The sequence below is a fragment of the Bacterioplanoides sp. genome (genome assembly GCF_965219715.1).
Taxonomy (GTDB): domain Bacteria; phylum Pseudomonadota; class Gammaproteobacteria; order Pseudomonadales; family Oceanobacteraceae; genus Bacterioplanoides.
The window spans coordinates 3,339,998-3,352,500 of sequence record NZ_OZ244785.1; the positions used below are offsets into that span (position 1 = coordinate 3,339,998).

The 12,503-nt window shown below is 51.7% G+C and carries 13 protein-coding genes (1 of these 13 cut by a window edge); 6 read left to right on the top strand and 7 right to left on the bottom strand.

Going from position 1 to position 12,503, the window contains the following annotated elements:
• Window positions 1-105: 105 nt before the first annotated feature.
• Window positions 106-651 (top strand): tetratricopeptide repeat protein, encoded by a 546-nt coding sequence (locus tag ACOQOZ_RS15610; protein ID WP_420589082.1) that lies wholly within the window; start codon window positions 106-108, stop codon window positions 649-651.
• Window positions 652-689: 38 nt separating this feature from the next.
• Here ACOQOZ_RS15610 and ACOQOZ_RS15615 read toward each other — a convergent pair whose 3' ends face one another.
• The 5 genes from ACOQOZ_RS15615 to ACOQOZ_RS15635 all read right to left on the bottom strand — a co-directional run bounded on the left by ACOQOZ_RS15615 (window position 690) and on the right by ACOQOZ_RS15635 (window position 6,757).
• Window positions 690-2,177, bottom strand: coding sequence for a methyl-accepting chemotaxis protein (locus ACOQOZ_RS15615; protein ID WP_420589083.1), 1,488 nt, complete (start codon window positions 2,175-2,177; stop codon window positions 690-692).
• 83 nt (window positions 2,178-2,260) lie between these two features.
• Window positions 2,261-2,878: a hypothetical protein gene (locus ACOQOZ_RS15620; RefSeq protein WP_420589084.1), complete on the bottom strand. Its 618-nt coding sequence runs from the start codon at window positions 2,876-2,878 to the stop codon at window positions 2,261-2,263.
• 17 nt (window positions 2,879-2,895) lie between these two features.
• Window positions 2,896-4,197, bottom strand: a complete 1,302-nt coding sequence (gene hemL, locus ACOQOZ_RS15625) for a glutamate-1-semialdehyde 2,1-aminomutase (protein ID WP_420589085.1) — start codon at window positions 4,195-4,197, stop codon at window positions 2,896-2,898.
• A 317-nt stretch (window positions 4,198-4,514) separates the two neighbouring features.
• Window positions 4,515-4,937, bottom strand: a complete 423-nt coding sequence (hemJ, locus tag ACOQOZ_RS15630) for a protoporphyrinogen oxidase HemJ (RefSeq protein ID WP_420589086.1) — start codon at window positions 4,935-4,937, stop codon at window positions 4,515-4,517.
• Between the two features lie 47 nt (window positions 4,938-4,984).
• Window positions 4,985-6,757, bottom strand: a complete 1,773-nt coding sequence (locus ACOQOZ_RS15635) for a chloride channel protein (protein WP_420589087.1) — start codon at window positions 6,755-6,757, stop codon at window positions 4,985-4,987.
• Between the two features lie 174 nt (window positions 6,758-6,931).
• On the opposite strand from ACOQOZ_RS15635, the gene argC reads away from it, so the two are divergent.
• The 5 genes from argC to ACOQOZ_RS15660 are packed head-to-tail and all read left to right on the top strand — an operon-like array spanning window position 6,932 to window position 10,167.
• Window positions 6,932-7,963, top strand: a complete 1,032-nt coding sequence (gene argC / locus ACOQOZ_RS15640; protein ID WP_420589088.1) for an N-acetyl-gamma-glutamyl-phosphate reductase — start codon at window positions 6,932-6,934, stop codon at window positions 7,961-7,963.
• A 37-nt stretch (window positions 7,964-8,000) separates the two neighbouring features.
• Window positions 8,001-8,744, top strand: a complete 744-nt coding sequence (locus ACOQOZ_RS15645; protein WP_420589089.1) for a DUF6776 family protein — start codon at window positions 8,001-8,003, stop codon at window positions 8,742-8,744.
• Window positions 8,745-8,747: 3 nt separating this feature from the next.
• A complete protein-coding gene (locus ACOQOZ_RS15650) occupies window positions 8,748-9,176 on the top strand; it encodes a bactofilin family protein (protein ID WP_420589090.1) in 429 nt (142 codons plus the stop codon).
• A gap of 53 nt (window positions 9,177-9,229) precedes the next feature.
• Entirely contained in the window at window positions 9,230-9,577 is a 348-nt protein-coding gene (gene erpA / locus ACOQOZ_RS15655; protein ID WP_420589091.1) for an iron-sulfur cluster insertion protein ErpA, read from the top strand.
• Between the two features lie 23 nt (window positions 9,578-9,600).
• The gene (locus ACOQOZ_RS15660; protein ID WP_420589092.1) at window positions 9,601-10,167 is read left to right on the top strand and encodes a hypothetical protein; all 567 of its coding nucleotides are present in this window, start codon (window positions 9,601-9,603) and stop codon (window positions 10,165-10,167) included.
• Between the two features lie 133 nt (window positions 10,168-10,300).
• Here the strand turns inward: ACOQOZ_RS15660 and ACOQOZ_RS15665 are convergent, their stop codons facing one another.
• Entirely contained in the window at window positions 10,301-11,413 is a 1,113-nt protein-coding gene (locus tag ACOQOZ_RS15665) for an anhydro-N-acetylmuramic acid kinase (protein ID WP_420589093.1), read from the bottom strand.
• Window positions 11,410-12,503 carry the 3' portion of a M23 family metallopeptidase gene (locus ACOQOZ_RS15670; protein WP_420589094.1) on the bottom strand. Its footprint extends 190 nt past the window's final position, so the window shows 1,094 of its 1,284 coding nt (coding positions 191-1,284); the start codon falls outside the window, past its right edge — the gene reads right to left on this strand; the stop codon is at window positions 11,410-11,412. Before ACOQOZ_RS15670 ends, ACOQOZ_RS15665 begins: the two co-directional genes overlap by 4 nt.

The window sequence follows — 12,503 nt, forward strand, 5'->3', positions numbered from 1 at the left end:
TCCTGTACTTTATTTTTTTATTTCACCCTTCATCATTACGCTACGATCTGAATCCGGACTTGAGACAAGTCATGATTTGACCACTTTATTAATAAGGTTATTCACTTGATTGGTAATTACTCTCTGCCTGCTGTTTCTGCGTTTAAACCCTTACTGATGTGTCTGCTGGCTGCGGCGATCAGCGCCTGTTCTGCGCCACCGAAACAACCGGACGATTATGAAGTCAGCTCGGCGTCATTGCCGGATGTCAGCCATCAGGCCAAACCCACGCCAACCCGCAGTGGTTCGGTGAATCGCCAGTCTCTGGTGCTGGCATCACTGGAGCAGGGCAATCATCACCCGGCGATTGCGGCTTTGTTTCATCAGGCGGAGCAGGCGCGACAAAAACATCAGTGGCGTAAAGCTCTGAAATACCTCGATCAGGCTCGTCAGATTCAGCCGAGAAATGCCGCGGTGTTGTATCGTCAGGCCTGGGTGAACCTGCGCCTGGGTCAGGCAAGTCAGGCGGAGCAGTTGTTGTTGCGAGCGAAGGTGTTTTCCAGCCGGGATCAGAATCTGACGCGACGTTTGGATTGGTTGTTAGCGGATGCGCTGGATGCGCAGGGGAAGGGGAAAAAGGCCCGGGAAGCACGGAATCGTGCTACCCGGTAGATCCGCTCGGGTCTGTCTCAACGTCCTGAATTGAGGAATCAGACCCGGAACTGAGTCAGCAGGCCACGCAGATCCGACGCCATGGTCACCAGCTGACCCGCGCTGCGATTGGCATCGCTGGCTTGTTCGGTGGTGGTTTCACTGATATCGCGAATGGTGCTGAGGTTGCCGTTTACTTCACCAATGGCTGAGTTCTGTTCTTCCAGTGCGTGAGCAATCTGCTGGTTCATCTGATAAATATCGCTGACGGCCTGTTTCATGGACGCCAATCGCTCACTGGTCAGAGTGATTTGTTCGACACTGGAGTGTACGCCGGATTTGCTGGTATCCATAGCGCCAACGGCTTCGCTTGAGCCTTTCTGCAGGCGCTCAATCATACGCTGAATTTCTTCGGTACTTTCATGGGTACGTGACGCCAGGGTTCTCACTTCGTCTGCCACCACGGCAAAGCCACGACCTTGCTCACCGGCGCGGGCTGCCTCAATGGCTGCATTTAATGCCAGCAGGTTGGTTTGTTCTGCGATGCCCTGAATCACCGACAGTACTGAGCCGATGTTGTTGCTCTCGCTGTCGAGGTTCTGGATAACCTCGTTCGCGCGATCAATGTTGTTGGCCAGATCTTCAATGGTGTTGCGTGCAGCACTGATGCCTTTTTCACTTTCGATGGAGACGTCGTTGGCTTGTTGGGCCGCTTCGGCCGCCTGGCGCGAGTGGTTGTTAATTTCACTCATGGAGGCGGTCATTTCAGTGGTTGCCGTTGCGATCAGGTCGGTTTCATTGTGTTGGGTATTGGCGCCTTCACTCATGGTTTGTGTGGTGCGGGAAAAGTTTTCACCAACGTCGTTAATTTTCATCGACAGTTGATTGGCCTGGCTTACCAGATCATTCATCAACATAAAGAATTCGTTAAAGGAGCGGGTAAACGGGCCTTGTGGATTCTCAACCTGAAACGTCAGGTCAACTTCGCCTTGTTTACTGATGTGTTCACCAATTTCTGCCAGCTCGGCATTCTGCTGAAACTCATCCCAGCTTTTACGCGCCAGATAAATTAATGCACCGGATTCAACCACAACGAATACCGCGTGCAGCATAACGATGTTGATACCCGTGCGCGATTCAAATACCCAGACGTTAGCGCCATTTTCCTGTAAGTAGTTGAACAGCAGATGATGCACGGCAATGGTGCCGGCAGCCGCCAGGATCGGCAGCATATCGCGGTAATACAGCAGCATCGCCAGCAGTACAAAGATGCTGAAGTGCATTTCCAGCAGGCCGCGTGCCTGATGAATCTGCAACGCCGCAAAAATCATCAGCGACATACCAAAGGCAATTCGTGACCAGCGGCTGCAGGGTGCGGCTTTGCTGATTGCGACCGGTACCAGCAGCGCTGGCAGACCAATCAGAAAGGCCTCACTCCAGGTGTTGTACCAGCTGGCCAGCAGCAGAGATACAACAAACAAAGCGGCAGTAATTGCCGTAAAAAAGTTATCGGCCTGGCGGTAGAAATTCTGATAGATAGGGCTCACGGTGAAATCCTGATCCTGGAGTTTGAATCGTTGTCACAAAGCGACAATTGCTATTCAAAGTGTAGATCAGGATTCGCATCCTGCTATCGCGAAGCGGTGAGAGATAACCAGCGGTTGCTGCAGATCACGTAAGGCAGCAAAGTCAGTCCCAGCCAGCTCCAGTGCTGGCCGGAACTGCCAAGTGACGAACGCAGATCCAGCCCCAGATAGCCGATACACAGCGCCAGCCAGAACAGCACGATTGCGGTGAAGTTCCAGTCCTGACGTTTGATAATTGGCAACGCAAATGTAATCACGCCGGCGGCCAGTACCAGCATCAGCCAGTAGTCGAGCCACTCGGTGGTGCGGGTGAGGGCAAACATGGCACAAATCGCCAATAAAATGCGTCCCCAGATGCCGCGATCCCAATCATAGCCCAATGCTTTGGCCAGACCGTTTATCACCATCAGTGGTAGCGCGGCATAAACCGCGAGCTGTTCCATTAAGCCAACAAACTGGTTGAAGTCTTGGTCGGCGGCAATGTCGGGTGCAAACTCACTGATGATGGTGAGAACCGCCGCCAGCAGAAACATTAAACCGCTGGCAAACAAGGCGGCGCGATTACCACTGCCGGGCAGTTGATCCTGATCGACCGGCTGTAAGCGGTTCTGCCATAACAAAACCGCTGCCGTGATCAGTAACACAAAAGGATGGATGCTCACGAAGTTATCCTGCTCAGTTAGCTTTTCAGGCTTGCCATCACTTTTTCTGCCGCAGCGATGGTGGCTTCAATATCTTGTTCGCTGTGTGCGATCGACATAAAGCCTGCTTCGAAAGAACTTGGTGCCAGATACACACCTTGCTCCAGCATGCCGTGGAAGAATTGGTTGAAGCGTTCGCCATCACATTGCTCGGCTACGTCTTTAAAGCAGGTTACTTCGCTCAGTTCGGTGAAGAACAAGCCAAACATCGAACCGGCTGAGTTGGTGGTGAACGGAATGCCATGCTTGTCGGCGGCTGCCTGGAAGCCATCCAGCATTTGTTTAACGCGTGCTTCCAGCTGCTCGTAGAAGCCCGGCTTTTGAATGGCTTTTAACATCGCCAGGCCTGCGGCCATGGCCAATGGGTTACCGGACAAAGTACCTGCCTGATAAACCGGACCTAATGGCGCCAGGTATTCCATGATTTCGCGCTTACCACCAAACGCACCCACTGGCAGGCCGCCACCAATCACTTTGCCCAGACAAGTCATATCCGGAGTGATGCCATACCACTGCTGAGCACCGCCCAGGGATACGCGGAAGCCACTCATTACTTCATCAAAAATCAACACGATGCCATGAACATCACACAGCTCGCGAAGACCTTGCAGGAAGGATTTGCTCGGTGGAATACAGTTCATGTTGCCAGCAACCGGCTCGATGATGACACAGGCAACCTGATCGCCGATTTGCGCGAAGCATTCTTTTACTGAATCCAGGTCGTTGTAGTTCAGGGTTACGGTATTTTCTGCAACCGCCGCTGGTACGCCCGGAGAAGTCGGTACCCCCAGCGTTAACATGCCGGAACCGGCTTTTACTAACAGGGAGTCGGCGTGACCGTGATAACAGCCTTCGAATTTCACCAGCTTATCGCGACCGGTAAAACCACGGGCTAAACGAATCGCACTCATGGTGGCTTCGGTACCGGAGTTCACCATACGTACCATGTCCATGGATGGAATCAGTTTGCAGACTTCACCTGCCATGGTGGTTTCAATACCGGTTGGCGCACCGAAGCTCAGGCCATTAACCATTTGTGCCTGAACCGCTTCGATGATTTCCGGAGCGCTGTGACCCAGAATCATCGGTCCCCATGAACCAACGTAGTCGATGTATTTATTGCCATCGGCATCGTGAACATAAGCGCCTTTGGCGTGATCGAAGAAGATTGGAGTTCCGCCCACACCTTTAAAGGCACGTACCGGAGAGTTCACTCCACCCGGGATGTGTTTCTGAGCTTGTTCAAAAAGGTGTTCAGATTGTGAGATGGAGTAGGACATAAATTTCTCGGTTCATTTTTCAGATAACGTTTGGAGCCGGATAAAGATAATTTTTCTGCCACCGCGCCGAAGGGCCATCCATGGCCCTGCCGCGCTACCGCGACATCCTGTCGCTGCTTTCGAAAAACAATCTGTACCCGGCTCCTTAAAAATTTTTACAGCGATTTAATAAATTATCGGTGTTCTGTGGGGCATATTGTCTGAAGTTTGTTGATGACCGTCTGCCGCAGGGAAGCGGCAGCCGAGACTACAGGGACGTATTCACGTCGTGTCAGCAATAAATTTCAGGCAAATGTGCCCTGTGAAATCTTTGGCGGTTAAAACGGTCGCACCACCACCATGATGACAATAAACACCAGCAAAAATACCGGTACTTCGTTAAACCAGCGATAAAACACGTGGGAGCGTTGGTTTAAATCATCACGGAAGACCTTCACCAGATGACCACAATAAAAGTGGTAAACCAGCAGCAGTACAACGGCCGTCAGTTTGGCGTGCATCCAGCCGCTGGAAAAATAGTAAGACGGATTAAAACTCAGCAGCCAAACACCCAGCGCCACCACAACCACCATCGAAGGCATCATAATGCCGCGATACAGTTTGCGCTCCATAATTTTGAAGCGTTCCTGAGACGCGCTGTCGTCAGCGCTGGCGTGATAAACAAATAAGCGAGGCAGATAAAAAATAGCAGCGAACCAGGTCACTACCGCAATAATATGGAAGGCTTTCACCCACAGCATCAGGTTGCTCCGTTACGCAGACCTGTTCACCGGTCTGTCGTTGTTTGCTAATTCGGTTGGTAACGATAAAAGTGTTCAATGTGTTCGCGCGATACCACACCAACACATTGTTGTTCACTGGCATCACGATAAACCGCCAGCCATTGTAATTGACTCGCCTGCATCTGGTCTAAGGCATCTTGTAAATTTGCCTTCAGAGAAATACGACCCACTTCTTCGCGATCCCCCGGCATGGCAATTAAATCCAATGTTGCCTGGTGCTCGTGTTCGTCTTCATGGCCAATTCCTGCGTGGCGCTCATTACGCTGTTCAGCATCATGGACCATGGCGAGTGCCAGATCGGCGGTGGATAACAACAGGTTTTCTTTTTCCAGCAACAGCCATTCCGGCCGGTCGCGCAGAATCAGCTCGGCACTGTCATGACTGATATGACGATCGACACAAGTGATATCGCGGCTCATGGCCTGGGCTACCCAGGTATTGCGCAACATTTGTTGTACCGGCGACGGGGTCTGAGCCAGTGGATTACCGCCCATCAACACCTGGAATACCGATGGCAGCTGGAATATTTCGCTCACGACCAGGCTCGCCACAACAATCGCCAGCATGCCCGGCATAATGATATTCGGGTTGGCCGTCAGCTCCAGCATGGCAACCAATGCCGCCAGCGGGGCACGTAGCGTGGCTCCCATCATGGCGCACATTCCCAGCATGGCGTAAAAACCAACCGACACCGGGTACTCCGGCAGCCACCAGGCTGATAATTGTCCGAGTATGCCGCCCAGCGCCGCTCCGACAAACAGACTCGGGCCGATCAAACCACCCGGGAAACCGGTCGCTGCAGCCCAGGCCGCCAGCCACAGCTTGCCAACCATCAACGCAAATAAGGTGAGCACTACTACCTTACCCGCCAAGGCATCGTTCACTGTGTCATAACCAATGCCCATTAACTGCGGTAACCATAAGCTGGCAATAGCGGTGGTGCAGGTGAGTCCGCCCCATTTAATCCACAGCGGCAGATGATTAAATTTCTGGAACAGTTTGATTGAATGAATAAAGGCGGTAGCAGTGAGTCCGGCCATTAAGCCCAGCGCCAGTATGTAAGGAATTTCCAACAACGACTTCATATCGAACGCCGGAACCACAAAGGCGGTTTCTGCGCCGAATACCGCTTCACTGACAATGGCTCCGGCAACGGAGGCGAGAATAATCGGAATAAATCCGCGGATGCTGTATTCCAGCAATACCACTTCCATTGCGAAAATAACGCCTGCCATGGGCGTATTAAAAGAAGCGGAAATAGCACTGGCAACACCACAACCAGCAAGAATTCGTAAGCGGTGATGGGCCAGATGGAAATGCTGCCCGACCTGGCTGGCAGTTCCGGCGCCTAAATGCACCGCCGGGCCTTCACGGCCAACACTATGGCCACTTAATAACGCAATGACCGCAGCGAACCATTGCAGTAACAGATTGGGGAGTGGCATGTAGCCCTGATGACGTTCCATACGCAGCAACACATGGCCAACACCCAGCGAACGCAGCTCTTTTGATAACGGATGAAAGATAGCAATTAACAGGGCGCCGCCAGCCAGCAACAGGGTGACACGCAGAAATGGCGCCAGAGCTTCGTAATCTTCTTCGCTGTCCATCGGCAGAAATTCCACCAAAGGAAGCTCAATGGCAAAACGGAACAGCGTAATAACTCCGGCGCTGGCCAAGCCCACCAATAATGACAGCAACGCCAGACCAATCTGGTTATTCGACAGGGTGACATGGGTCAGCCAATGTTGTTGTAAAAGCTGTCTGAGAGGGCTCACTGAGTTATCCGTTGCTCATAAGAATTTGATTCTGTTACGTAATCCTGTGTTTGGCGGGTGCCGTTATTCGCCAGAATCAGTATTATAAGCTCCTTTTTCCGTCGACGGCTGCCCCTGATCAAAGCAATTACGGGCGCGTTGGTCGAACATGGCCAAAAAATGTGAGGTTTCACTGTGATTAAAGTCGGTATTGTTGGTGGCACGGGTTATACCGGTGTCGAACTGCTCAGAATTCTGGTTAACCACCCGGGCGTTGAACTCAGCGTTATTACGTCCCGAAGTGAAGAAGGTGTTCCGGTAGCGGACATGTTCCCGAATCTGCGTGGCCACACTGACTTACGCTTTTCTGTTCCGAGTGCTGAGACTCTGGGCGCTTGCGACGTGGTATTTTTTGCCACACCACACGGTGTTGCTCATGCGCTGGCCGAAGAAGTATTAGAAGCCGGTGCCAAGGTCATCGATCTGTCCGCTGACTTCCGTCTGCAAGACGCAGTGGAGTGGGAGAAGTGGTATAACCAGCCACACGGTGCTGTAAGCCTGTTACCAGAAGCGGTATACGGTTTACCGGAAGTGAATCGTGAACAAATCAAAGATGCACGTTTAATTGCAGTACCGGGTTGTTACCCAACCTCGGTGCAGCTGGCGCTGATTCCGTTATTAGAAAAAGGCTTGCTGCCAAAACAAACCCTGATTGCTGATTGTAAGTCTGGCGTTAGTGGTGCTGGCCGTGGTGCCAAAGTGGGCTCGTTACTGTGCGAAAGCTCTGAATCTATGATGGCTTACGCTGTTCCGGGTCACCGTCATCTGCCGGAAATCAAGCAAGGCCTGGCACGTGCAGCAGGTGAAGCGGTTGAGTTGACCTTTGTACCGCATCTGACACCGATGATTCGTGGAATTCATTCTACACTGTATGCCCAAGCACCTGATTTAACAGAAGATTTACAGGCACTGTTCGAAGCTCGTTACGCTGATGAGCCGTTTGTTGATGTGATGCCTGCTGGTAGTCATCCTGCGACGCGCAGTGTTAAAGGCAGCAATATGTGTCGTCTGTCGATTCACCATAACCCGCAAACCGGTCAGATTGTGGTGTTATCCGTGATCGACAATCTGGTAAAAGGTGCATCCGGTCAGGCCGTCCAGAATATGAATATTATGTTCGGGTTGGATGAAGACGCCGGGTTAAAGCAGGTTGCGCTGCTTCCCTGAGTCAGAAAAACAAGAGTAAAAATTAAAGGAACTCCAGATGGCAGTGGTAAAAGGTAGCCAACAGGAACAGCTGGTTATTCGTCATTACAAACCCGGGCAGCGCTTCCGGCAGTGGTTGTACACCCTGCTGTTGTTAGTGGCGATTGGTGTTGGTGGCTACTTTGGTGGCGTTTACGACAGTATGTCGAATATTCAGCAACTGACGCTGGAGCGCGACTCTCTGCAGAATGAGCTGGTGGACGGTGAACGTGAGATTTCTCGTCTCAGTCAACGTGTGGGTGTGCTGGAAAAAGGCGGCGAAGTGGACCGCAAGGCCAATGAAGGTATTCGCCAGACTGTTAAAGAGCTGAAAGCTCAGATCTCCAATCTGGAAGAGGAAGTGTCTTTTTATAAAGGCATTATGGCGCCGAGTAATAAAGATAAAGGTCTGCGCATCAGCAAGATCACGATTCAGCCAGAAGAAGCGCCGGGTCAGTTTAAATATTCCATCATGCTGACTCAGGTTGCCGACAACAGCAGTTTTATTGCCGGACTGGCGGCTGTTAACTTCGTGGGCAGTCAATCTGGCGAAAAAGTTATCCTGCCATTACGTGACCTCGATACTAAGGTCAGCGATCTGGGAGTGAAGTTCCGCTTCCGTTATTTCCAGGAAGTGACGGGTAACCTGACATTGCCACAGCAATTCGTACCCGAGCAGGTTCAGGTGGTATTACAGTCCACCGGCAGTAAAGCACAACGTGTAGAACAATCGATTGAATGGCCCGAAACAGGAGAGGCTTAATTAATGTTTAGCAGCAAAGACAAGGGTGCCAACACCCATTACGACACACTGATTTCGTCCAAAACTGAAATCGTAGGTGATGTGAAGTTCACCGGTGGGCTGCATGTTGATGGTGTGATTAAAGGTAATCTGTTTGCCGAAGCCGGTAGTGGCGCAGTGGTGCGTGTCAGCGATAAGGGCCGTGTTGAAGGTCAGATCACGGCGCCGAATATTGTGATCAACGGTAAGGTCGTAGGTGATGTATACGCCGGAGACTATATCGAGCTGGCACAGAAAGCTCAGGTATCCGGTGATGTGTACTACCAGGCTATGGAAATGGTTCTGGGTGCCCAGGTTAACGGTAAATTGCACCATCAGGCAAAAGGCACTCAGCCTAAAAAGGCGGTGGAAATTGCCAAAGAACAATCTGGTGCAGAGGCTAAAGTTGACTGAAACACTCGGGAAAGCCGATAATTTCAACGTCTGAAACCAGTTCTGGAACCTATATGAGTGCCGTACAACAAGCCACACCCTTTGAGTTAAGCGCAGCTGCGGAAGGTAAAATCCGTGAGTTATTGCTGGAAGAGGCGGACGATGAGCTGTGTCTGCGGGTCTTCGTGACTGGTGGTGGCTGCTCCGGGTTCCAGTACGGCTTTACCTTTGATGATGAGCGCGCCGAAGATGACTTTGCCGTCGAATACGATGGCGTCCGGGTATTAGTTGATTCGCTCAGCTACGGATATCTGGTAGGCTCAATACTCGACTACAAAGAAGGTCTTGAAGGATCACGTTTTACCGTTGATAACCCGGGTGCAACATCAACCTGTGGCTGCGGTTCATCCTTTTCGATCTGATCATCTTTTTGCGGAGTAAGTTTATGCACACGACCGGTTCTTCATTATTCAAAGCTACCGTTCGTGGCCTGTTACTGCTCGCTGTTTCTGTTACCGCACAAGCGGAGTTGAAACCAATCATGGCTGAGGACAACTCACCGGTTCCGGTTGTGCCGCGTAACGAACTTCAACTTCCCCAGGATATGATCAAAGCCCCCGGCGTCGCCAATGCCGCGCCAAAACAACAGGCGCCACAGCGTTTGCAGGCATTAGTGCAGCTGCATACTGCTGAAGAGTTACGTTCTTTGCTGGCTCGTGCTGAACAAATTGCCAACGGTGCGGATGAATACAACACCAAAGACCCGATTGCTCTGGTGTTGCATGGTGCGGAAATTGCGATCTTCAAACGCAGCAATTATCGCGACAACAAAGAGCTGGTTGATCTGGCCGCTCGTCTGGATGCCTTTAATGTGGTTGATCTGAAAGTCTGCCGTCGTTGGATGGGAGAAAACAACCTGACCGAAGGTGACCTGCCTCCATTTCTTGAAGCTGTGCCATTTGGCGGTGATGAAGTTCAGCGTTTAGATGGCGCTGGGTACGCCTATTTCTGATTCGTGCTCTCTAGCCATTCATTTTTGAACGGTATTAATTTTTAAAGCAGCAACAGGACGTTGCGCTAGCATCTAGCGACAGGGATGTTGCACAGATGCGGCGGCTGAAAATTAATACCGTTTAGAAATGGAATCATGCTGGATAAATACCACCAAGAATTCTTAAGCCATCAGCGCCAGTAACCTGCGGTGCATTCCCCGGCAGATGATTCAGCGTCTGATGCGCTAACCAGGCAAATGCCATCGCCTCCAGCCAGTCGGGATGAATGCCGGCACTGGCGGTGCTGCGAATCTGATGATTTGGCAGTGCAGTCTGGATACGTTGCATCAGGTCTGGATTGTGAACGCCACCGCCACACACCAGTATCTCTCCAGCAGAATGGCCAAAACGCTTAACCGCATCGGCAATGGTATCCGCAGTGTATTGCGACAGCGATGCCAGTACGTCGTGGGCATCATAGCCGTCCAGCTGGTCGCCAAGCGCCTGTAAGTTAAATAACTCTCGCCCGGTACTTTTGGGTGGAGGCTGTTGCAGGTAGCTGAATATTTCGCCCTCGGATTGCCAACGCGTCAGCAGCTCAGGAATTACTTTACCTTTTGCTGCTCGTTCGCCATTAGAGTCTTGTGATTCCTGCCACTGAAGACAGCACCATTCGTCCATCAGCGCATTGCCCGGGCCACAATCAAACCCGCTTAAGTGCTCGCCTAAAACGGTGAGGTTAGCGATGCCGCCAATATTCAGAACCATGCGCGGGGCATCTGAGGCTCCGAGACAAGCCTGATGAAAAGCCGGAACCAGAGGAGCGCCCTGACCGCCAGCAGCGATATCACGGCGTCGGAAATCAGCGATGCAACAAATACCGGTATGCTCAGCAATCCAGCTTGGATCGCCTACCTGCCAGCTAAAGCCATCGGCTAAACGACGGCTACGTAATGCTTTATGACGCAAGGTATGACCGTGGCTGCCAATAGCGCTGACCGCGCTGGCATCGACATTTGCTTCAGCTAATAACTGACGAATCGCTTTCACGCTGAGTTTAGCGATCTTGCGATCCAGTAAGGCCAGCTCTTCGACACTGGCTTCAGTCGTAATCGCCAACTGGCGTAATTGTTGAGAGAACGCCTGTTCGTACGCCAGGCCACAGGCGTGAATCAGTTCGGGGGCTTTACCGGTTTCGAATCGAACCAGAGCTGCGTCCATTCCATCGGCGCTGGTGCCGGACATTAAACCGATAAATAAACTCATGAGTTATCCACCGCATCAACCAGTGATTGCGAGTTATGGCTATCGAGCCATTCAACCAGGCTGGATGCTTTGGACAGGAAGTCGGCTTTCTGTTTTTTCGAAATCGATCGTGCCTGTGGCAGCTTGATGCGTAATGAATCGCGATGCACACCGTCTACGCGGAACTCGTAATGCAGGTGTGGTCCGGTTGCCAGGCCAGTGCTACCGACATAGCCGATGATCTTACCTTGTTTCACTTTACGGCCTTTGCGGACACCGCGGCCGAACTTACTCAGGTGAGCGTATAACGTTTGGTAGCGCGAGCCGTGCTGAATGATCACAACATTACCAAAGCCACCTTTACGGCCAGCAAACGTCACCTTGCCATCACCGGCTGCTTTAATTGGTGTGCCCCGTGCTGCAGCATAATCAGTACCCCGGTGGGCACGTATTTTATTCAGTACCGGATGTTTACGGCGTAAGTTAAATCGTGAGCTGATACGGGCAAAGTCGATTGGATTGCGCAGGAACTCCTTACGCATGCTCAACCCTTTTGGTGTGTAATAGTTGGCATTGCCTTTGTCATCTTCATAACGCACGGCTGTGATTTCACGGCCGTGGTTATTAAAGCGGGCAATCAGAATGTCGCCGTTACCAATTTTCTCGCCGTCGAGAAAAACCTCTTCATAAATGAGGCTGAAGCTGTCGCCCTGGCGGATATCCAGCGCGAAGTCGATGTCCCAGCCGAAGATTCCGGCCAGTTCGATCAATACCTGTTCCGGCACACCGGCACGGCCGCCGTCGAGAAATAGTGAATTCTCAATGGTGGCGCTGGCAAAGCGAGGGCGATAATCGGCATTGCGTTCCAGTAATTCATATTGCAGTTTGCCTTCGGCATCACGTACCAGGCTATGGCGCGCCAAAGGGGAAAGAATGATTTCAAACTTCTGAATGCGATTATCGCCGGAAGTAACCCAGCGTAATGTTTGCTTCGGTTGTAAACGAATCGCTTGTTTCGGAGCCGCTGCGGCAATTTCCAACACATCAACTGCGCTGAGGTTAAAACGATCGAATAACAACGACAGGTTTTCGCCTGCGCGTACCTTCGCTT

What these genes read in the sequence shown, in the direction of transcription:
- hemL (WP_420589085.1), bottom strand. Translation starts at nt 4,197, where the DNA reads ATGTCCTACTCCATCTCACAATCTGAACACCTTTTTGAACAAGCTCAG.
- hemJ (WP_420589086.1), bottom strand. Translation starts at nt 4,937, where the DNA reads ATGCTGTGGGTGAAAGCCTTCCATATTATTGCGGTAGTGACCTGGTTC.
- ACOQOZ_RS15645 (WP_420589089.1), top strand. Translation starts at nt 8,001, where the DNA reads ATGGCAGTGGTAAAAGGTAGCCAACAGGAACAGCTGGTTATTCGTCAT.
- ACOQOZ_RS15650 (WP_420589090.1), top strand. Translation starts at nt 8,748, where the DNA reads ATGTTTAGCAGCAAAGACAAGGGTGCCAACACCCATTACGACACACTG.
- erpA (WP_420589091.1), top strand. Translation starts at nt 9,230, where the DNA reads ATGAGTGCCGTACAACAAGCCACACCCTTTGAGTTAAGCGCAGCTGCG.
- ACOQOZ_RS15660 (WP_420589092.1), top strand. Translation starts at nt 9,601, where the DNA reads ATGCACACGACCGGTTCTTCATTATTCAAAGCTACCGTTCGTGGCCTG.
- ACOQOZ_RS15665 (WP_420589093.1), bottom strand. Translation starts at nt 11,413, where the DNA reads ATGAGTTTATTTATCGGTTTAATGTCCGGCACCAGCGCCGATGGAATG.